Source organism: Actinomadura scrupuli (assembly GCF_050971785.1).
Lineage (GTDB): Bacteria > Actinomycetota > Actinomycetes > Streptosporangiales > Streptosporangiaceae > Actinomadura_E > Actinomadura_E scrupuli.
In genome coordinates this window covers 48,458-67,136 of the sequence record NZ_JBPCCU010000008.1, presented here as the reverse complement: position 1 = coordinate 67,136, position 18,679 = coordinate 48,458, and the positions used below count along the sequence as shown (strand labels likewise).

Annotated in this window: 17 protein-coding genes; 12 read left to right on the top strand and 5 right to left on the bottom strand. The window is 67.4% G+C overall.

The annotated features are described in order from the left end of the window. The first annotated feature begins 208 nt into the window (after positions 1 to 208). Positions 209 to 1,345, top strand: coding sequence for a hypothetical protein (locus tag ACRYCC_RS30980; RefSeq protein ID WP_433817282.1), 1,137 nt, complete (start codon positions 209 to 211; stop codon positions 1,343 to 1,345). A gap of 216 nt (positions 1,346 to 1,561) precedes the next feature. On the opposite strand, the gene ACRYCC_RS30975 is transcribed toward ACRYCC_RS30980, so the two are convergent. Further along, positions 1,562 to 1,963 (bottom strand): DUF5997 family protein, encoded by a 402-nt coding sequence (locus ACRYCC_RS30975; RefSeq protein WP_433817281.1) that lies wholly within the window; start codon positions 1,961 to 1,963, stop codon positions 1,562 to 1,564. A 55-nt stretch (positions 1,964 to 2,018) separates the two neighbouring features. Between ACRYCC_RS30975 and ACRYCC_RS30970 the strand changes: the two genes are divergently transcribed. Next, a complete protein-coding gene (locus tag ACRYCC_RS30970) occupies positions 2,019 to 2,702 on the top strand; it encodes a LysR family substrate-binding domain-containing protein (protein ID WP_433817280.1) in 684 nt (227 codons plus the stop codon). A 135-nt stretch (positions 2,703 to 2,837) separates the two neighbouring features. On the opposite strand, the gene ACRYCC_RS30965 is transcribed toward ACRYCC_RS30970, so the two are convergent. Beyond that, positions 2,838 to 3,854: a LacI family DNA-binding transcriptional regulator gene (locus ACRYCC_RS30965; RefSeq protein ID WP_433817279.1), complete on the bottom strand. Its 1,017-nt coding sequence runs from the start codon at positions 3,852 to 3,854 to the stop codon at positions 2,838 to 2,840. Between the two features lie 490 nt (positions 3,855 to 4,344). Here ACRYCC_RS30965 and ACRYCC_RS30960 point away from each other — a divergent pair, with 490 nt between their 5' ends. The 4 genes from ACRYCC_RS30960 to ACRYCC_RS30945 all read left to right on the top strand — a co-directional run bounded on the left by ACRYCC_RS30960 (position 4,345) and on the right by ACRYCC_RS30945 (position 9,240). Next, entirely contained in the window at positions 4,345 to 5,595 is a 1,251-nt protein-coding gene (locus tag ACRYCC_RS30960; protein ID WP_433817278.1) for a sugar ABC transporter substrate-binding protein, read from the top strand. Between the two features lie 19 nt (positions 5,596 to 5,614). Beyond that, complete coding sequence (locus ACRYCC_RS30955) at positions 5,615 to 6,601, top strand: carbohydrate ABC transporter permease (protein WP_433817277.1); 987 nt, start codon at positions 5,615 to 5,617, stop codon at positions 6,599 to 6,601. Beyond that, the gene (locus tag ACRYCC_RS30950) at positions 6,598 to 7,416 is read left to right on the top strand and encodes a carbohydrate ABC transporter permease (protein ID WP_433817276.1); all 819 of its coding nucleotides are present in this window, start codon (positions 6,598 to 6,600) and stop codon (positions 7,414 to 7,416) included. The genes ACRYCC_RS30955 and ACRYCC_RS30950 overlap by 4 nt, the downstream gene beginning before the upstream one ends. A gap of 66 nt (positions 7,417 to 7,482) precedes the next feature. Further along, positions 7,483 to 9,240, top strand: coding sequence for an amylo-alpha-1,6-glucosidase (locus tag ACRYCC_RS30945; RefSeq protein ID WP_433817275.1), 1,758 nt, complete (start codon positions 7,483 to 7,485; stop codon positions 9,238 to 9,240). A gap of 71 nt (positions 9,241 to 9,311) precedes the next feature. Here the strand turns inward: ACRYCC_RS30945 and ACRYCC_RS30940 are convergent, their stop codons facing one another. Continuing rightward, on the bottom strand, positions 9,312 to 9,944 hold the full coding sequence (locus ACRYCC_RS30940; RefSeq protein ID WP_433817274.1) for a WD40 repeat domain-containing protein: 633 nt from the start codon (positions 9,942 to 9,944) through the stop codon (positions 9,312 to 9,314). Between the two features lie 158 nt (positions 9,945 to 10,102). Next, positions 10,103 to 10,948, bottom strand: coding sequence for a hypothetical protein (locus ACRYCC_RS30935; RefSeq protein ID WP_433817273.1), 846 nt, complete (start codon positions 10,946 to 10,948; stop codon positions 10,103 to 10,105). A 265-nt stretch (positions 10,949 to 11,213) separates the two neighbouring features. Between ACRYCC_RS30935 and ACRYCC_RS30930 the strand changes: the two genes are divergently transcribed. Continuing rightward, positions 11,214 to 11,606: a hypothetical protein gene (locus tag ACRYCC_RS30930; protein ID WP_433817272.1), complete on the top strand. Its 393-nt coding sequence runs from the start codon at positions 11,214 to 11,216 to the stop codon at positions 11,604 to 11,606. A gap of 639 nt (positions 11,607 to 12,245) precedes the next feature. Here the strand turns inward: ACRYCC_RS30930 and ACRYCC_RS30925 are convergent. Next, on the bottom strand, positions 12,246 to 13,025 hold the full coding sequence (locus ACRYCC_RS30925; RefSeq protein WP_433817271.1) for a glycosyltransferase family 2 protein: 780 nt from the start codon (positions 13,023 to 13,025) through the stop codon (positions 12,246 to 12,248). Between the two features lie 282 nt (positions 13,026 to 13,307). On the opposite strand from ACRYCC_RS30925, the gene ACRYCC_RS30920 reads away from it, so the two are divergent. The 5 genes from ACRYCC_RS30920 to ACRYCC_RS30900 all read left to right on the top strand — a co-directional run bounded on the left by ACRYCC_RS30920 (position 13,308) and on the right by ACRYCC_RS30900 (position 18,488). Next, complete coding sequence (locus ACRYCC_RS30920) at positions 13,308 to 13,916, top strand: IS3 family transposase (RefSeq protein WP_433817270.1); 609 nt, start codon at positions 13,308 to 13,310, stop codon at positions 13,914 to 13,916. A gap of 999 nt (positions 13,917 to 14,915) precedes the next feature. Further along, a complete protein-coding gene (locus ACRYCC_RS30915; RefSeq protein ID WP_433817269.1) occupies positions 14,916 to 15,704 on the top strand; it encodes a hypothetical protein in 789 nt (262 codons plus the stop codon). Between the two features lie 58 nt (positions 15,705 to 15,762). Continuing rightward, a complete protein-coding gene (locus tag ACRYCC_RS30910) occupies positions 15,763 to 16,611 on the top strand; it encodes an LGFP repeat-containing protein (RefSeq protein ID WP_433817268.1) in 849 nt (282 codons plus the stop codon). Positions 16,612 to 16,664: 53 nt separating this feature from the next. Further along, positions 16,665 to 16,820, top strand: a complete 156-nt coding sequence (locus tag ACRYCC_RS30905; protein WP_433817267.1) for a hypothetical protein — start codon at positions 16,665 to 16,667, stop codon at positions 16,818 to 16,820. Between the two features lie 264 nt (positions 16,821 to 17,084). Beyond that, positions 17,085 to 18,488, top strand: coding sequence for a pentapeptide repeat-containing protein (locus tag ACRYCC_RS30900; protein WP_433817266.1), 1,404 nt, complete (start codon positions 17,085 to 17,087; stop codon positions 18,486 to 18,488). The last annotated feature ends 191 nt before the right edge of the window (positions 18,489 to 18,679 follow it).

The following is an 18,679-nucleotide window of genomic DNA, read 5'->3' as shown; positions in this document are numbered from 1 at the left end:
GTGACTTTGGGGAGCAGGACGGCCCGTCGTGCCCTACCTGCCGGGTGCGGAAACCATCCCCGCGCGGGGATGGTCCCGCCGAGCCTTCTCCGAATCGGGGCGGTTCACGCAGCGGTCGGCGTCGCCCGTACGTAGTCATCGAGATCAGATGTCCGGCGAAAGATCAGTGCCTTCCTGGATAGGCGGTTCGGGTTCGGCGGTCGGGGGTGTGGACTTGGGGCATGGCCCCGAGGGTGACCCGACGCCGCTGAGCATCAGGCTCAAGCAGCTGGTGAACGGCGCCGACATCTGGCAGGACCTGGTGCAGGGTACGTCGTTGACGTTCCGGCTGAACTATCGCGGCAGCGTCGGCGTCAAGGACGTGGTGGTCCCGGTCGACTTCGGAGAGCCGGTGGCCCAGGCGATGGCCGGTCGCAGGGTCTACTTCCAGGTGAGTGAGCAGCCGCTGGCGTTCACCTCGCTGGCGGTCCAGGACAGGCAGCGGTCCAGGGACAAGACGCCGCTGATCTATCTGCACGGCTATCAGGATCCCGACAGCGGCCTGGAGACGATCGGTACCCGGGTGCCGCCGTTCGCGCTGACCCGGCAGCGGATCGCCGCCGCGTGGAAGACCGCCAGCAGCACCGGTTACTTCGATCCCGCGGTGTTTCCCAATGTCGCGGCGGCGCCCGATCAGGCCACTCGGGCAGGGCTGATAGAGGCAGTGGCCGATTTGGACGAGGCGACGGTGGTCCATCAGCTCACCGGTGGTGCCAGGCTGGTGGTGCTGCGCGATACGACCGGGGCGTTCGCCTATCGGTTCGTGCCGGCGCCTCCGCACTGCCGGCCGGGTCTGGTGCTGGTCGAGCACTACCGGCTGACCTCGCTGCCCGGCCGGTACGGCCCGGGACGCACGATCAAGACGTTCTCGCTGCTGCCGGGCGAGCGCACCAGCATCCGTATCAGCACCTACAAACGCTCGGCCGAGACCACGCAGCGGACCTCCTCGATTCTGGACTCGGTCACTGACGAGTCCCAGAACGAGTTCGGCCGTACCGTCAACTCCGAGCAGTCCAATCAGGCCAACGCCAGCAAGACCTTCGAGTACCGGGCCGAGGCGCAGGCCCAGGCGCAGGGCAGTTGGGGCTGGGGCAGCGCCAGCGTCAGTGTCTCCGGTGGGGTGTCGGGCAGTTCCAACAGTGCCCGTATCGCCATCTACGAACTCGACGCCGACGACATCGCCGGCATCCAGGCCAAAATCAGCGAGGCCGCCAAGGCCTGCCGGATGTCCCCGCCCGTCGGTGTCCTTAACGACCCGCCGCCCAGGGTGTGGTTCTGCCGCGAGATCGCCGCCCACACCCCCTGACCACCGGACCGAACCCTGCGCCCCGATCGCGCCGGGTTCTGTGAGTTGGGCGCGCTCGTGCTCGGTGTGGCCGCGTGGGCCGGTGGCCGGCGGGTGGATGCCCACCCGGCCGAGCCCGGCACCCACCCCCGGCGGGCGCGATCGGAGGTACGGGCGGACCGCCGGGCGTCCCTGCTGGTGCTGACGGAGATGGTCGGGGCATCTGGCCGCGGAGTCTTACCTCGTTCCCGTGGGTCGGGCTTTGGCGCGCTGCTGCTTGAGGCGGAGCTCCTCTTGGCGGACCCCGGTTTGGATGGCCCGCTCGCGCTCCAGCCAGTCGGGGTTTTCGGCCTTCAAGTTCTCGATCTCGACGGTGGTGAGGGGGCCGGTGATGCCGGCGCGGGCCAGGCCCGAGGCGGAGACTCGGAGCTTGGCGGCGACGACCTGGCGAGGGTGGGGGCCCTCGCGGCGCAGGTCGGCGAGCCAAGAGGGCGGGTCGGCCTGGAGCGCGTTCAACTCGTCCCGGGAGACGAGGCCCTCCTGGAATTCGGCGGGCGCTGCCGTCAGCAGGATCCCCAGCTTCTTGGCCGCGGTCGCGGGCTTCATGGTCTGCGGGGCCTTCGCCTTGGACGTGCTCATGACCTCAAGGGTAGCCAGCGGGAGGGAGCCGTCTGGACATGGCTAGGCTGAGAAGGTGACAAAGGGTGAGTTCCGGCTGGCATACGCGCCGGGGGTGACGCCCGGGAAATGGGCCGGGGCGTGGGCCGAGCGGGTGCGGGAGGTGCCCCTACGGCTGATCCAGATGCCCGCCGGCGAGGCCCTCCCCCTGCTGCGGAACGGCAGCGTGGACGCGGCGTTCGTGCGCCTGCCCGTCGACCGCGAAGCCCTCCACGTGATCCCGCTGTACCTGGAGACGACCGTGGTGGTGGTGCCGGAGAATCACGCGGTGGCCGCGGTCGAGGAGGTGGAGCTTGCCGATCTCGCCGACGAGGATGTGTTCGAGCCGTTCGACGAGGTCCTGACCTGGGCCGACCGCCCCGGGCAGCCCGCCTTCACCCGTCCCAAGAGCACGGCGAACGCGATCGAGCTGGTGGCGTCGGGGGCCGGCGTCCTACTGCTCCCTCAGTCTCTGGCCCGCCTCCACCACCGCAAAGACCTCACCTACCGAACCGTGACCGACGCCCCCCAGTCCCAGATCGGCCTGGCCTGGCTCGAGACCGCGACGACCGACCTCATGGAGGAACTGATCGGCATCGTCCGCGGCCGCACCCCCAACAGCTCCCGTGGCCGCACTCCCCAACAACAACCCACCCGTAAGAAGCCCCCGCAAAAGCACCCCACCCCTAAGCCTCGCCGCCGGACACGCCGCCGGACGTGAAAACGGTCATGCTCGCCCTCGCTTGGGAGAGCTCTGGGACTCTGGCGGCGACGTGCAAGGTGTCGGAGGCGGCCCACATCGCGTCCCTTGCCATCGGCACGCCGTCGCCGGCCGCAGCGGCCGGCCGGAGTCCGTTCAGGACAACGAGGGTGCCGGGCCGGTGCTGGCCCGCAGGGAGATCGGTGGGACGAGGAGCTGGTGCCGGGCGGGCGCTGAGGGTGCCGAGATGCGTTCCAGCAGGAAGTCGATGGCGATGCGGCCCATCTCGTGCGCGGGGACGTCGGCCGCGGTCAGCGTGGGCGTCACCGCGTCGGCCCATCGGTTCCCGGCGATACCCGTGATGGACATGTCCCCGGGGATCTTGCGACCGGCCTGGCCGAGACCCCGGTACAGACCCCCCAGGGAGGCCTCGTTCAGGGTCACGATGGCGGTGGTCTCCGGGGCGTCGGCCAGGATGCGGGCCGCGCAGGCCTCTCCGCCGGTGGCGTCGTCGTCGCACGGGTAGACGGTGCCCACCAGGCCGAGTTCCTCGATCGCCGTGGCGAACCCGTCCTGGCCGCGCCGCGCGGACTCGTACCCCGCCCGGATCAACTCCTCGGAGCGGTTGACGAACGCGATCCGCCGATGGCCGAGATCGGAGAGGTGCTGGACGCAGCGCCGGACCAGGCGCATGTGGTCGAGGTCGACCCAGGCCATCCCCTCGGGGTTGCCGGTGCGGCCGATCGTCACGAAGGGGAACCCGGTCTGGAGCATCCGGTCGACCCGGGCGTCGCGCAACCGGATCTCCATGAGGATCACGCCGTCCACCCGGCGCTCTCCCACCATCCGGGCGAAGGAGCCCTCCTCTCCCGCTCCGGCCGGCGACATCAGCACGTCGTAGTCGCGGGCGGCCGCCGCCTCGACGACGCCGCCGATGAAATCCAGCTGCATGTCGGTGTAATGACTGCTGGCCGGCGGGAACGCCAGGCCCAGCGTGCGGGTCTCGCCGTTGGCCAGCGCGCGGGCACTGGCGTTCGGCCGGTACCCCATCTCGTCGATGACCCGCTGGATCCGCGCCCGGGTCGCCTCCGACACGGGCTTCTTACCGCTCAGGGCGTAGGAGACGGTGCTCCGCGAGACCTTCGCTCGGCTGGCGATCTCACCGATGTTCACCGGCGAGGCTGGCTTCTCGAACCGATTCGGCAACTGACCTCCAACAGGGAGCCTAAGCGTACCTCAAAGTGCAGCTTTGTGGGCGAACCGGTTCGCCTGCGTTGCTCGGCCCCGCGAGGCAGGCCATCGTGCGCCCGCTGAACCTCGCCGGCCGCAGGCTCCCATGATGCCGTACCGCAGGGCCCGGGCGGGGTGCCACGTCGGCCCCTCCCCCGTCGGCGCCCACGACGGTGCGTCGCCGGGCGGCGGCGCACGCGCCCCGCGAGGGCGGGCAGGCGGACGCCCTCAGGTCGAATCGATTCGCCATGGCCGTCCCCCGAGTGCGACGTAGGGCGAGTATGACCGGTCTCGCCAGTTCTGGCCTGATCAAAACAGCCTGCGTGGAGCCATTGACGCTGCGTCGGGTCGCGCTTATCGTCTGGCGAACCGGTTCGGCGAATCGGTTCGAGATCCCCTCTGCGCCCCCGCCGGTGCACTCGAAAGGACCATGATGACCACCCCAGCCACCCCCATCCGCGCGCTGGGCGCGGGCCTGATCGCACTCACACTGGCCGCATCGGCGGCGGCCTGCTCATCCTCCGACGACAAGGGCACCGGCTCCTCGGCGAGCGGCGGCGGCACCTACACGGTCTGGGACCCCTACCCTCAGTTCGAGGCGAGCTCCGACTGGGCGAAGCTGATCGCCAAGTGCGGCACGGATGCGGGCGTCACGATCAAGCGCACCGCCTACGACACCACCGACCTGACCAACAAAGCGCTGCTCGCCGCCCAGCAGGGTGCCGCTCCGGACGTCCTGATCGTCGACAACCCCGTCGTGTCGACACTCGCCGAGGCCGGTGTCCTCAGCACCACCGAGGAGACCAAGACCGACATCACCCAGATCGTGCCGAACCTGATCGCCGCCGGACAGAGCGGGGGCAAGACCTTCGGCATCCCGATCGGCGCGAACACCCTCGCGCTCTACTACAACAAGAAGGTCCTGGCCTCCACGGGTGTCGACGTCGCCTCGGTGAAGGACTGGGCCTCGCTGACCTCGGCACTGGAGAAGGTCAAGGCCAAGGGCAAGAAGGGGATCACGTTCTCGGCGATCGGCACCGAGGAGGGCAGCTTCCAGTTCCTGCCCTGGTTCTGGGGTTCGCAGGCCCAGCTCACCCAGCTGGACTCCGACAAGGGAGTGGCGGCCCTGTCGCTGTGGGACGACTGGGTGACCAAGGGCCTGGCGCCCAAGTCCGTGCTGAACAACACCCAGACCACCAGCTGGCAGGAGTTCGCCACCGGCGACTACGCCTTCGCCGAGAACGGCACCTGGCAGCTCGCGAACGCCAAGAAGGCCGGTTTCGAGTACGGCATCATTCCGATCCCCGCACAGACCGGTGGTCCCGCGCCCGCACCGACCGGCGGGGAGTTCGTGACCGTCCCGGTCCAGAAGGACGCGGGCCGCTACACCGCATCACAGAAGATCGTCAACTGCCTGACCAGCGGCGACAATTCCCTCACCGCCGACACCACCCTGTCCTACATCGCCCCGACCACCGCGGTGCAGCAGAAGCAGGTGGCCGCCAACCCAGAACTGAAGGTGTGGGTCGACGCCGTCGGCGCCGCCAAGGGCCGCACCAGCGACGACCTCGGCACCAAGTACCCGAAGATCTCCCAGCAGATGTGGACCGCCGTCCAGGCGGCCCTGAGCGGCTCCTCCTCCCCGCGGGACGCACTCAAGACCGCCCAGTCCTCGGTGAAGTAGCGGAGGAAGTATTCCCGGCATGGACACCAAGCGCCTGCCCGGCCGCGGTGCGGCGGATGTCACGACGTCCGCCGCACCAGCGGGCCGGGCCCCCACCCGGACGCATCACAAAGCCGGTAAGCGGCGTGGGTCACAGCAGTGGACGGCCTGGGCGTTCCTGCTCCCGGTCGTCGCGTACCTACTGCTCTTCTACGCCTACCCGCTCTACCGCAACATCGATCTGAGCCTGCGGGACTACACCGTCCGCTCCTTCGTCTCCGGCGACGCCCCCTTCATCGGCCTGGACAACTACTCCGAGGTCATCCACGACCCGACGTTCAGCCCGGCTCTGTGGCACACCGTGATCTTCACGCTGGTGTCGCTGTTCTTCCAGTTCTCGATCGGACTGGCCCTCGCGGTCTTCTTCTCCCGCCACTTCCGGCTGTCGGTCGTGCTGCGGGCGCTGTTCCTGGTGCCGTGGCTGCTGCCGCTGATCGTCTCGGCCTCCACCTGGTCGTGGCTGCTCAACTCCGAGTCCGGCGTCGTCAACTACCTCCTCGGGCTCGTGGGCGTCGGCCCTGCGGGCTGGCTGACCTCGCCCGACTGGTCGCTGACCTCGGTGACGGTCGCCAATATCTGGATCGGCATCCCGTTCAACCTCGTGGTGCTCTACAGCGGCCTGCAGAACATCCCCGAGAGCCTCCACGAGGCCGCGGCGCTCGACGGCGCGAGCGCCTGGCAGCGGTTCTGGCGGATCAGCTTCCCGCTGCTGCGCCCTGTCTCCGCCATCACCCTGCTGCTCGGGTTCATCTACACCCTGAAGGTCCTCGACATCATCTGGATCATGACCAAGGGCGGCCCCGTCGACTCCTCGACGACCTTCGCCACCTGGTCCTACCGTCTCGGGTTCGGCAACATGCTCCCCGACTTCGGCCCCGGCGCCGCCGTCGGCAACCTCCTGGTCGTCACGGCTCTGGCCTTCGGCCTGCTCTACATCCGCGCCGAGCGCAAGAAGGTGACCGCGTGAAGCCCGCGACCACCTGGTGGAAGACGGGCATCGCTCTCGTCCTCACCGGCATCATGCTGTTCCCCGTCTACTGGATGATCAACAGTTCGCTCACCCGCGACGCCGACATGCGGCGCACTCCGCCCAGCTTCTTCCCCACCCACCCCACCTGGGAGGGCTACCATGCCGTCCTCGACCAGCAGCTCCCCTACCTGGGCACCAGCGTGCTCGTCGGTCTCGGCACGGTCCTGCTGACCCTCGCCCTCGCCGCCCCGGCCGGATACTCCCTGGCCCTGCTGCGGCCGCGCGGCGCCGGCGTGCTGAACTTCGTGCTGCTGGCCGCGCAGATGGTTCCGGGGATCATCATGGCGATGGGGTTCTACGCCATCTACCTGAGCCTCGGCTTTCTCAACAACGTCCCGGGACTGATCGTCGCCGACTCGACACTGGCCGTGCCCTTCGCGGTGCTGATCTTCACGGCCTTCATGTCCGGGATCCCCGGCGAGCTGCTCCAGGCCGCGAAGGTCGACGGCGCCGGACCGCTGCGGACGTTCTGGTCGATCGTCCTGCCGGTCAGCCGCAACGCCATCGTGACGGTGTCGCTGTTCGCGTTCCTGTGGTCCTGGTCGGACTTCGTGTTCGCCAGCACCCTCGACGGCGGCGGCGACCACCAGCCGATCACCCTCGGCATCTACCACTACATCGGCAACAACAACCAGCAGTGGAACGCGATCATGGCCACCGCCGTCGTCGCCTCGATTCCCACCACCTTGATCCTCATCGCCGCCCAGCGCTACATCGCCGCCGGAGCCACGACGGGTGCCGTCAAGGACTGATCCAGTCCGGCTCCTCCTGCTTCGCCTTCCCGGCCTGTCTCCGCACGAGAAATGAGAACGTCCTCCATGACCGCTGCCGCTCCCGGCCCGGCCTTCTCCGTCCAGGAAATCCCCTTCAGCACCTACGGCTCGTGGCTCGCCATCTCACCCGTCACCGCGCTGGCCACCTACTCCGACGACCTGCACCTCATGACCCACACCACCGGCATGCACCCGGTCCTGCGGCTGACTCCGGTACGGGACGGCGCGCGGGTAGAGGCGGACGTCAGCGCGACACCGGCGCGCCTGGCCTGGTCCGAGCAGCGGGGAAACGCCGAGGCGGCCTTCGAGTCCCCCGACACGATCCGCCTGCGCGGCGCCGGGCTCGGGCTGCGCCTCACCGCCGCCGCTCCTGAACTGACCCCCTTCACCGGCACCTATTTCTCCTTCGACCCGGCGACCGGCGCCTACGTTCTGACCTCGTACGAGACCGGCCGCCGGTATCGGATGACCGTCCTGCACGGGAAGTTCGCCACCGAAGGGCAGGAGTCCCTCGGCGCGGCCGAGCGAAGCCTGACCGTCGGCGTCGACGGGCTGCCCTGGGAGATCGCCGTCGAGGAGTGCACCACCGGCCGTCCTCGCTACACGCCCACGGTGACCTTCGACCAGATCGTCGTGTCGTCGACACGCGACTTCACCGCCTTCGCCGACGCGATCGCCCCGTGGCGGGACTCCACCACCCCGGCCGCCGAACTGGCCGCCTACGTCCTGTGGTCGGCGACCGTCGGCCCCGCCGGGCTCGTGGGCCGGCCCACCGTGCTGATGTCCAAGCACTGGATGGACAAGGTGTGGAGCTGGGACCACTGCTTCAACGCCATGGCGCTCGCGGCCGGCGCGCCCGAGCTGGCACTGGACCAGTTCCACGTCGTGTTCGACCACCAGGACGACGGTGGCGCGCTACCCGACTCAGTCACCCACTCCGAAGTCCTCTACAACTTCGTCAAACCCCCCATCCACGGCTGGGCGTTCGGACGGCTCCGCCGTACGCTGCCCCGCACGCTGGAACGTTCCGAAATCGAGCAGGCCTACGAGCGCCTGACCGCTTGGACCCGGTTCTGGCTGAGCGCACGACGGGGCCCCGGCAACCCGCTCCCGCACTACCAGCACGGCAACGACAGCGGCTGGGACAACGCCACCGCCTTCGACCCCGAACGCCTCGTCGAGACCGCCGACCTGTCGGCCTTCCTCGTCCTCCAACTGCGGGAGCTGTCCCGTCTGGCCACCGAGCTCGGCGAGGAGACCGAAGCCGGCCACTGGACGGCCACCGCGGACCGGCTGCACAGCGACCTGTTCGACCGGCTGTGGCGCGACGGCCGCTTCCACACCCGCGGCGTCGCGTCGGCGGCCGAGTGGCGCACCGAAGGCCTCCTCGACCTCATGCCCATCGTCCTGGGCGCCGAACTCCCCCCGCGGGTGGCCACCGCCCTGGCCGAGCGCATCACCACGCACCTCACCGAGCACGGTCTGGCCACCGAGCACCCGGGCTCCCCTCACTACCGGAGCGACGGCTACTGGCGGGGCCCCATCTGGGCGCCCTCCACCATCCTCATCGAGGACGGCCTGCGCCGCGCGGGCCAGACCGAGCTCGCCGACGACATCAGCGAACGCTTCCGCTCCCTCTGCGAACGTTCCGGGTTCGCCGAGAACTTCGACGCCCTCACCGGCGCCGGCCTGCGCGACCGCGCCTACACCTGGACCGCCAGCGCCTACCTGCTGCTGGCCGCCGAACACGCGAACCGCTCCGGCGGACGGGGATCGCGCTGTCCGTCCCCGACGCCGATCTGACCCGCTGACACCACCTGCCATCGATACGGACCCGTACAGGCCGGCGTGGGGTCACGCGGGACACCTGGTATTCAGCGGCAGGTCTTGCGGTAGGGGAGTTCCGGAATGTAGCGGTGCCATTCCCGCGGTGTGAGGTCACGGCCCGCTCGGACGCAGACTGCGGGGAACATACGCTCGGGGGAAGCCAGGGCGGTGCGGGTCTCGCCCCGGGTGGTGAGCAGGTAGAGCAGGCCGCCGGTGGAGTCGAAGCCCAGATCCGCGGTGTCACCGGCGTCGGGTACAGGATCGCCGAGCGGGCGGCCGGTGGCGACATCCCACAGCTGGATTCCAGCGAGGGTGGATGCGGCCAGCGTACGTCCGTCAGGTGCGAAGACGGGGAAGGCGGGGCGCTGTCCGGCGGGGTGTGCTCCGGTCGGCTGCCAGGTGCGGGTGTCCCAGAGGGTGATGCCGTTGGGCCCGGTGATCGCCAGGAGCTCGCCGTCCCGGCTGTAGGCGACGTCGCCGGTGGTGTCCTGGCCGGTGAGCTGCCGCAGGTGGCGGCCGGACGGCACCTCGAGCACGGTTCCGTCGGAGGCGACCATGCTGCGGTCGTCGGGGCTGAACACGCCGGCGTCCTTGCGGCCGCCGGAAGGGGTCCGCCATTGCCACAGCTCGGATGAGGCGATGTGGTCCAGTGGTTCGTCGCCGAGTTGGGACGGCTCCACGGGATCTGTGCTTGAGCTCGGCGGCGACTTGCTGGGCGGCCGCGCCCTTGTGGCTCAGGCCGACCACGACAGCCCGCACCGCTGACCGGGAGCAGGGCCGCGTGGCCGTACGCGTGGCCTCCGCCGAGTGGGTGGCCGCGCCGCCGCTGGTCGGCCGGTCAGGTCGCGGCTGCCGGTAGCCGCGCGAGGTTGAGGCGTGCGTCGGTGCCGGTCCAGGCGATCACCAGGTCACCCCGGTGGCCGCACACCGTGGGAGCGAAGCCGCTCCTGGCCTCTTCCAGCCGGAGTGGTGGGGTGGAGCGGTCCCCGGTCACGGTCAGCAGGTTGACACGCCGGTCGGTGCCGGTCCAGGCCAGCACCAGGCCGCCCTGGTGGCTGCACAGCGCCGGCGCACAGGTGCTCTTGGCCTCCTCCAGCCGAAGGTGATCTGACCGCTGATCGGACAGGGTCAGCAGGTTGACGCGCCGGTCGGTGCCGGTCCAGGCCAGGACCAGGCCGTCCTGGTGGCTGCACAGTGCGGGCGCCACCACGCTCCTGGCCTGCTGCAACCGGAGGGGTGCTGCCGACCGCTGATCGGACAGGGTCAGTACGTTGACGCGCCGGTCGGTGCCGGTCCAGGCCAGCACCGGGGCGCCGTGTCCGGACACCGACACCGCAGGCGAACAGTGGCTCCGTTGGGGGAGGACGACCGGAGCGGAGTGGGCCGGGGCGTCGGCCACGAGGAGGTTCGGTGCCGCATTGCTACCGGTCCAGGCGAGATAGAGCCGTTGGGCCGTTCCGACGATGGCGGGCGGGGTGATGACGAGGTTGGAGAAGGAATCGCCCATGCTGGAGTTGTCGTAGGAGTAACTGCGGTGCGGCAGCCGCTGCGTGTGCGCGAAGTCGCGTCCGTCCGGCGAGGACGCCAGGTTGAGCTTGCCATCGGTGCCGGTCCAGGAGAGGTAGATCCGGTCCCGCCAAACGGTGAGCGCGCAAGCCGCCGGTGACTTCTCCTTCAACTGCACGCTGGTAAGCATCGAAATACGCCCCTTCCGCCAGCCCCGGCCGAGTACACCTAGAAGCAGGACCGAACGGTACTTCCCAGATCAACGTCTAACACACAAACGCTTACCTGCAAGCCGTGCAGTTGATCGGCCGTCGGAAGGTAACCCCGCTTTGGACTGGTCAGCCCCCCTCGGAACCATCATTGGAGCGGCCGTCGGCATCGGCTCCACTCTCTTCGCCGACCGCGCACGGTGGCGTAGAGATCACGACCGTCATCAAACACAGATGCGTCGAGAGACCTACACCAACTTCCTCACCGCCCTGAGCCAGAGCCACTCCAACATGCGAGCCGCCACGCTGAGAACGACTCCTACGGAAGCAGAGAGGCTGGGCATTCTCTACACCGCCATCGACGAGTCCGGAATATGGCGCATGCGGCAGTGCCTCTCCCTATGCGCTCCAGCAGAGATCATCGAACTGGCCGTGGCCGCCGCCGACGCCCTCGTCGTCATGCAGGATGCGCTCGTCGCAACCTTCGACACCACCAGCGACGCGTACGTACACGCACGTACAGATCTCTGGGCGGCCAACGCCGAACTGCGCGAAGCGATGCGTAAAGACCTCGGAGGCTCTGGGCCACCTGACCCCGAATTGAGTCGCTACCGCCATCCCAGCTGACCACTATTTCCCCAGCCGCCGAATACACACGGGCATGAACCGGTCGGCATGGTCCCGCCAGCACCGGCAGGCCCCTGACCGAATCTCGCCAGGATGCTGCCGGCCTGGGCCGATTCGCACCGACCGGGCCGTGCCCTTTGGTCGCGCTGACCGCCCATGGCGCATCGTGCATCCGTCGAACGGCCAGACCTGCCCACCACTAGATCTCGTTAGGCCAGGAACGGCTAAAAGATCACCACCAGCACCACCTTGTCCTGCCAAGCCGCGAAGCGCCGCCCGGCAGGGCCGCCGTGCGGCCGTCAGGGCGGCGCCGGCCCGGGCCGCGCCATTGGCGGTGAGGTCGTAGTAGCGCCGGGCCGGTCGTTTCTCGACGTCAGGGTTGATGTCCTCCCACCGGGCGCGCACCCACCCCCTTCTCCAGCCACACCAGGATCGGGGACGCCGTGCCCGGCAGCAGCCCGGTCTCCCCCGGCGAGTACGAACCTGGCCTCCTCGAGGTCGCCGTCGGCGACGCGTTCCCCGAAGGCCCGGTACCGGTCGGGGTTGTCGAGCCGTACGGGTATATGCCGTCGATCCGCACGGGGGTGAGTGCGAAGTCGAAGATGGCGATGTCGTACGCCTACACCCGGCTCCCCGTGGTCAGCACTTGCAGCATTCGGCCTGAACGGACATCCGGGACGGAGCCCACTGCCAGCGGGAGCGTCGCAAAGTTTCGGTACGTGCAAGGATCGAAGCGGTTCGTGCCGCTATCTCATCCGGATCCCTGTACGCGCTGAACTTGGTCGACTGCCTGGGATGCTTGCGGTAGATCTCTCCCGCCTCGGCGTTCATCCATCCGGCGGCCACCGCCTCGCAGGCCAGGAGGAGCGCGACATCCTCGTAGGCAGGCAGGGCCGGCCATCCGCCGACCGCCCGTACGAGGTCGGCGTGAGCAGTGAGAGTCGTGCCCATCACCGGGAGCTTGCCGGCGGCGAAGCCTTCAGCGAGCAGACCCTGGGGCAGCGGGCCTGGAGGTGGATCGTACGGGCCGGGAACCAGCGTGCCGTCTGGCAGCAGGTCCAGGCAGGGCGACACACACCATCCGAGTTCCGGATTGGCCTGCAGAGTTTCAATGTCGCGAGCGAGCGTGCCGACCGGAAGGAGGTCGTCGGCGTCGAGTGCCCTGATGAGGGTACCGGTCGCCCGCGCGAGGGCCATGGTGCGTGCTATGGCGGCGCCGCCGCGTCGGCCACTGCCGGCGGAGATGCGCGGGTCGGCGGGCAAACATGAAGCCGGCTTCCCGCTCCGCCCGTCCTCCTGAACGATCCATTGCCACGACCAGCCCTCGGGCAGCGGCTGCTCGACCAGCGAGCGGTACGCCTCTCCGAGATGACGATGACCACCCTCGTAGACTGGAGTGATCACACTGATCGTCGGCATGCTCGCGCCTCTCGCGGAAGGGTGATGTTCTAGAACGTCCGCGACTCCGTGCACTAGTCAAGATCCTTTGGGGCGGCCCCCTTACGCATGACAGGAAAACCGATCAGGCACCTGTCACACATGTGATGGTCATCGGCGCCGCCGAGACCGGTGCTGTGCATACCGTGGCGTTCGACGGCGGCTGGCCGGGCGGCACCGCACCGGGCGTTGCGTAACAGCACCCTGGCCGCCTGGTAGAACGCCGAGCGGCCCGCGTCCCCGCACCGGCCTGGGGAGGGTGAGGTGATCGCCCGGGCGTGCTTCGCCGTCCGCTTGCGGGTGTCGGCGGAGAACGATCCGTCACCGCGCGCTTCGAGCTTGCAGAACTGCCGGCTGGCGTACCCGAGGCTTGCAGGCCTCGTGGAGCGCGCGGTCCGGGGCGGTGGTGACGATGGGCGATGGATGTATCTGGCCACGGTCATCGACCTGTATTCACGCCGCCTGGTCGGCTATTCGATGGCCGACCACATGCGCGCCGACCTGGTCATCGACGCGCTGCACGCGGCCGTGCAGTCCCAGGGCGGGAACGTCACCGGGGTGATCTTCCACACCGATCGCGGCTCTCAGTACAGCTCGACAGCGTTCGCGCAGGCCTGTGCGGCGGCCGGGGTATGCCGGTCGATGGGAGCGGTCGGATCGAGCGCGGACAACGCGCTGGCCGAGTCGTTCTTCGCCAGCCTCAAACGAGAGATCCTCCCCACGCGAGGCTGGCCCACCATCGGCCAGGCGCGCTTGGCCGTGTTCGGCTGGCTGACCTTCTACAACACCCGACAACGGCATTCCGCCCTCGGCTACCTCAGCCCCGCCGGCTACGAAACGAGATCGACCACTACGCTGCCAACCGCCGCATAACAACCGGTGTCCACAATCAAGGGGGAAGCCCCTCGCCCACACCAGCTCATGCTGCACGAGCGCGTACACGTCGGAGAGGATCGCGTTCGCGTCGCGTCGTTCCTCTCCCTCGCTGACCCGTACGGCCATGCGCGCATCAGTGACCAGGGCGGGCAGGGTCCGGCCGACATCGGTCCTGTGCGTCGCCGATCCATGCCAGAGCCGCCACGCCTGGGCGGCTCGGCCGGCCAGTGCCGCGATGTCCACCGGCCGAGCGGGAACCGTCAACATCGGGGCCTGGACCGCGTCGCGGATGGCGGGTACGGCTTGGTGAGGGATACGGGCAAAGGACGCCAGCGGGATGGAGGCGCCCTCGCCGATGTTCATGTCAGTGCCCGCCAGCAGAGCGACATCCTTGAGGCCGAGTCCTTCCGCGAGCTTGACCAGCATCTCCAGCCGAGGCGGCAGACGACGACCGTTCTCAATGCCCTTGAGCCACTCCCCTGACTTCCCGACCAGACCAGCATCGCTACGACCTGCAGCAACGATCGCACCACGGTTGCCCATAGGCCCTTCACTTCCCGAAGCACCGACAACTTCAGGCTACGGCGCAGGGCCCCGTTGCGTCAGAGGGTCGTGGTGATGGCCACCGCAGCCTCGCTCCGACGCGGAGCCGTGTCAAAACCGGCAGGACGCCGCTCCGGCCGGGTGAGACGCCTTGCATATGGACCTTGCGCGAGAGGCAGCCGCTGTCAGGGCCATTCGCGTCTAAGGCCAACCGCATTGCAGTCGCGTGAACTTCCAATGCCACTAAACGCTCTTTGTTGAATCATTGTCTCCCCAACAAAGGCGGGGCAACTTAAAAACATGAAGTGTCGCAAGATATAGCTAAAGAATCCGCAATTTTGGCGTAAAAGCGCTTTCTTGCTTGTGTCCACCAGTCGGCCCTAGGGTAGGAGCAATATGCGGAGTGCTTCTTTTTGCGCGATCCAATTCATTTACATCAGGAGGGCTGGAATCATGGCTGAGCTAATAGGCGAATCGAATGCGCCCTATGTTCCCGGCGTTACCGCCATTAATTCGGACCAGTCGGACCACGCTGGGTTCGGACTCCATGCAAAGAGTCGCGGGGCAGCAGTGGTTGGCGAGTCCACCACGTGGATGGGCGTTTATGGTCACACCGAGTCCACCTGGGGCGGACACGGCGTGAACGGTATCGCTAAAGGTGGCGGGTGCGGCGTCGCCGGTGAGGCCGACATGGGCATAGGGGTCTATGCCAGTACCAGCACCGGTAACACCGCTCTGCACGCGGAGCACAAAGGAGGTGGGCACGCCGGGTATTTCATTGGCCATGTCAGTGTTACCAATAACCTGCTGGTTGGTGGCGATGTCCAACTCCAAGGCGCCGACCTTGCTGAACAATTCCAAGTAATGGAAGGCGAGGATATCGACGCCGGGAGCGTGGTCGTACTGGCCGATCACGCTTCATTACGTCTTTCCAGTCAGGCCTATGACCGACACGTTGTCGGTGTCGTCTCCGGCGCAGGAAATTATCGGCCCGGCATCGTACTCGATCGCCAAGATGCACCTGGTCGCCGTCCAATCGCTCTAACCGGAAAAGTCTGGTGCAAAGTCGATGCCGACAGTTCACCCATCGAGTTCGGCCAGATGCTGACCACTTCGCCAACACCAGGACACGCCATGGGCGTAACTGATATGACGCGTGCCTTCGGTGCTGTGATCGGCAAGGCCCTAGCTGGTCTGGGCTCCGGTCGCGGACTGATCCCCGTGCTTGTCACGCTTCAATAGGAGATGTGCAATGGTGAGCTATCGGAGTGTAGCAGGATCCATTTCTAGCGCACGCAGCTTGGCTTCGAGCGTTGGCGTGAGCGCGCCGTTTTCCCTGCGGCAGGTGCTAGCCCTCGCTCAGGACCGACGTGAAATGGCATCCATTAGTAAAGCCTGGCAACACAACGGCGGCCGGCTGGGCCCATTGGGACTACCGGTCACCGGCATCCAGCCGAAAGGCAGCGGTTTTGAGCAGTTTTTTCAAGGAGGCGATATCAGTTTTCTCAGTGATGTACTCACCGTAAATCAGCGCTACGCGACCACCATTCGATTCAAGGGCCTGCACTGTTTCGGGGATCAGTCAGGCCCTGGTGCCGATGAGCCCTACGTGGTAATTGGCGTGTATCCTCCGGCAAAGCGCGAGCTGGCGACAACCACCCAGATTCCTCCCAGCGGATCATTCAGCGATGTCTCAGCTGGCAGCCAGCGCGTCGAGGTTCAGGATGTGTGGACATTTCGACCACCCGAGGACGTGGTGGTGTACTGCGTTCTGATGGAACATGACTCCGGCAACGAGGAAGAGGTCCGAGCTGCCATTAAGCGGGCGCTCGACGAAGGGGTGGACGCCGTCGAGGCTGCTGCTGGGGTCAACGTGCCGGACGATTGGGTTAATATCCTTACCCTCACATTGGCTGATGTGATCACCGAGGCTTTCGGTCTGGGCGACGATGTGGTCGGCACTTTTCCGCTCAGCTTTAGCTTCGCACAGCTACAACAATTGGCACACAACCCCAAGCCGCTGCAACATTATGGGGGAATAGATTTCAATTACGAGACGGATCTACTTGCCAGCAGTGGAGCCTCCTATAAATGCTACTTTGAAGTTTTCACGGAAATCATAGACCGGCAGCTTGCCCCAGGTCCTTGACGTCCATTCTTCTATATGGGCTTCTCAGAGGACTTCAAGCTGTAGCTCGGCGGTTGGAGCGCTTCGAGGCTCAGCAGCGCCGGCATGCCGACACCGACGCGAGGAAAATTCTCGGCGCGCTCAGCCGCGGACTCGGCGAGGGCCTGCCGTCGCGGCTCACCCGCTGGGACGAGGCTGATGTCCACTTCGTAGCCGGCCGCGTGCAGTAGTTCGGCGAGCAACGTGCCATTGATGCCACCAGCCGCACAAGGTCTTCGCTGACATCGCGGCCAAGCGGAAGCTCCTGAAAAGCATCACCGACGAGATGGTCCACATCGAGGGGCGGGGCGGCCGGGACGTGCGCGGAGCCGAACGCCTTCTCCTGCTCGCCGAGCCGTTCGAATCGGACGCTCATGGCGCGGTGTCCACGACCGCATGCTGCCAGTGATCAGGTTCTTGCCTTGCCGCTGAAAGCCTCTCCGTACGCTTCCCCTGTGGGCGGCAAACGATGGTTGGTCCGGCGATCAAAGCAGGCACTCGGCCAGCCCGCGCGGCTGATGCCGGTGTGGGCGGCGTTCGCCGGCACGTTCACCGTCGCGATCGCCACGTTGGCGGGCCTCATGTGGGCCGGTCTCACCCTGCTGGGGGTGCGGTCGTTCAAACCAGAACGGGCCCTGACCTCCAGCACGCTCTTCGATCTGGTGAAACTCGCGTTCGCGGTGGTCGCGGGGATCGGCGGACTGGTGGCATTGGTCGTGGCCTACCGCAGGCAACGGCTGGAAGAGGGGGCGGCGCTGCGTGAGGCGACCAAGCTGCACACCGACCGGTTCACCGCCGCCACCGCGCAACTCGGCTCCGACTCCTCGGCCATCCAGCTTGCCGGAGCACATGCGCTGGCCGGACTCGCTGACGACGCACCCACTCGGGCCCTACGCCAGACCTGCATCGACATCCTGTGCGCTTACCTGCGCATGCCCTACGACCCCGACCCCGGCGAGAATCCCACCGAAGCCACGCCCGCAGAAATCAAGGAGCGCGCTGCCGCACGGCACACCTACCGGTCGCTGCGCGAGGTCCGCCACACCATCATCCGCACCATCACCGCCCATCTCCGCGACGACGCAGAGGCATCCTGGCAAGGCCACGACTTCGACTTCACCGAGGTCGTCTTCGATGGAGGCGACTTCACCGGCGCCCGCTTCACCGCCTACCCCGACAACGCCCTGCACGGCAGGGTCACCTTCACAAATGCGGTGTTCTCCGGCGGTACGGTCGACTTCAGGGGCGCGGTGTTCTCCGGCGCCACGGTCCACTTCGGGGGCACATCTTTCTCCGGCGGCACGGTCCACTTCGGGGGCGCGATGTTCTCCGGCGGCATGGTCGACTTCGGGAACGCGTCTTTCTCCGGCGGCATGGTCGACTTCGGGAACGCGTCTTTCTCCGGCGGCACGGTCGGCTTCGGGGGCGTGTCTTTCTCCGGCGGCAGGGTCCACTTCGGGGGCGCATCTTTCTCCGGCGGCACGGTCCACTTCGGGGGCGCGATGTTCTTCAGCGGTACGGTCGGCTTCGGGGGCGCGGTGTTCTCCGGCGCCACGGTCCACTTCGGGGGCGCATCTTTCTCCGGCGGCACGGTCCACTTCGGGAACGCGTCCTTCTTTGGCGGCACGGTCCACTTCATGGGCGCGATGTTCCCCGGCGGCACGGTCGACTTCGAGGGCGCGAGGTTCTCCGGCGCCACAGTCGGCTTCGGGGGCGCATCTTTCTCCGGCGCCACGGTCAGTTTTTACGGCGTTTTGCGACCTACGGGCATTATGGATCTGCGCCCAGCACCGGGTGTCACATTGCCTGATGACTGGGCGCAGGACAGCGACGCATCTACCGCGCCCGAAGGATCCTAAAGCCCCTCGCAACCCGTGCGGTTGACCCTGTCTCATCCTTGTGGCGTTACCACGGTACCGACAGCATGTTCCAAGCGAGCGAAGAGCCGCATCAGAGTTCACCCTTCAGGTACCGCACCAAAACCAGCGCGATGGTGACCCGAGCCCGCTCGCCACGCGTCCGCCCTACCGGAACCACATAGCTGTGATTG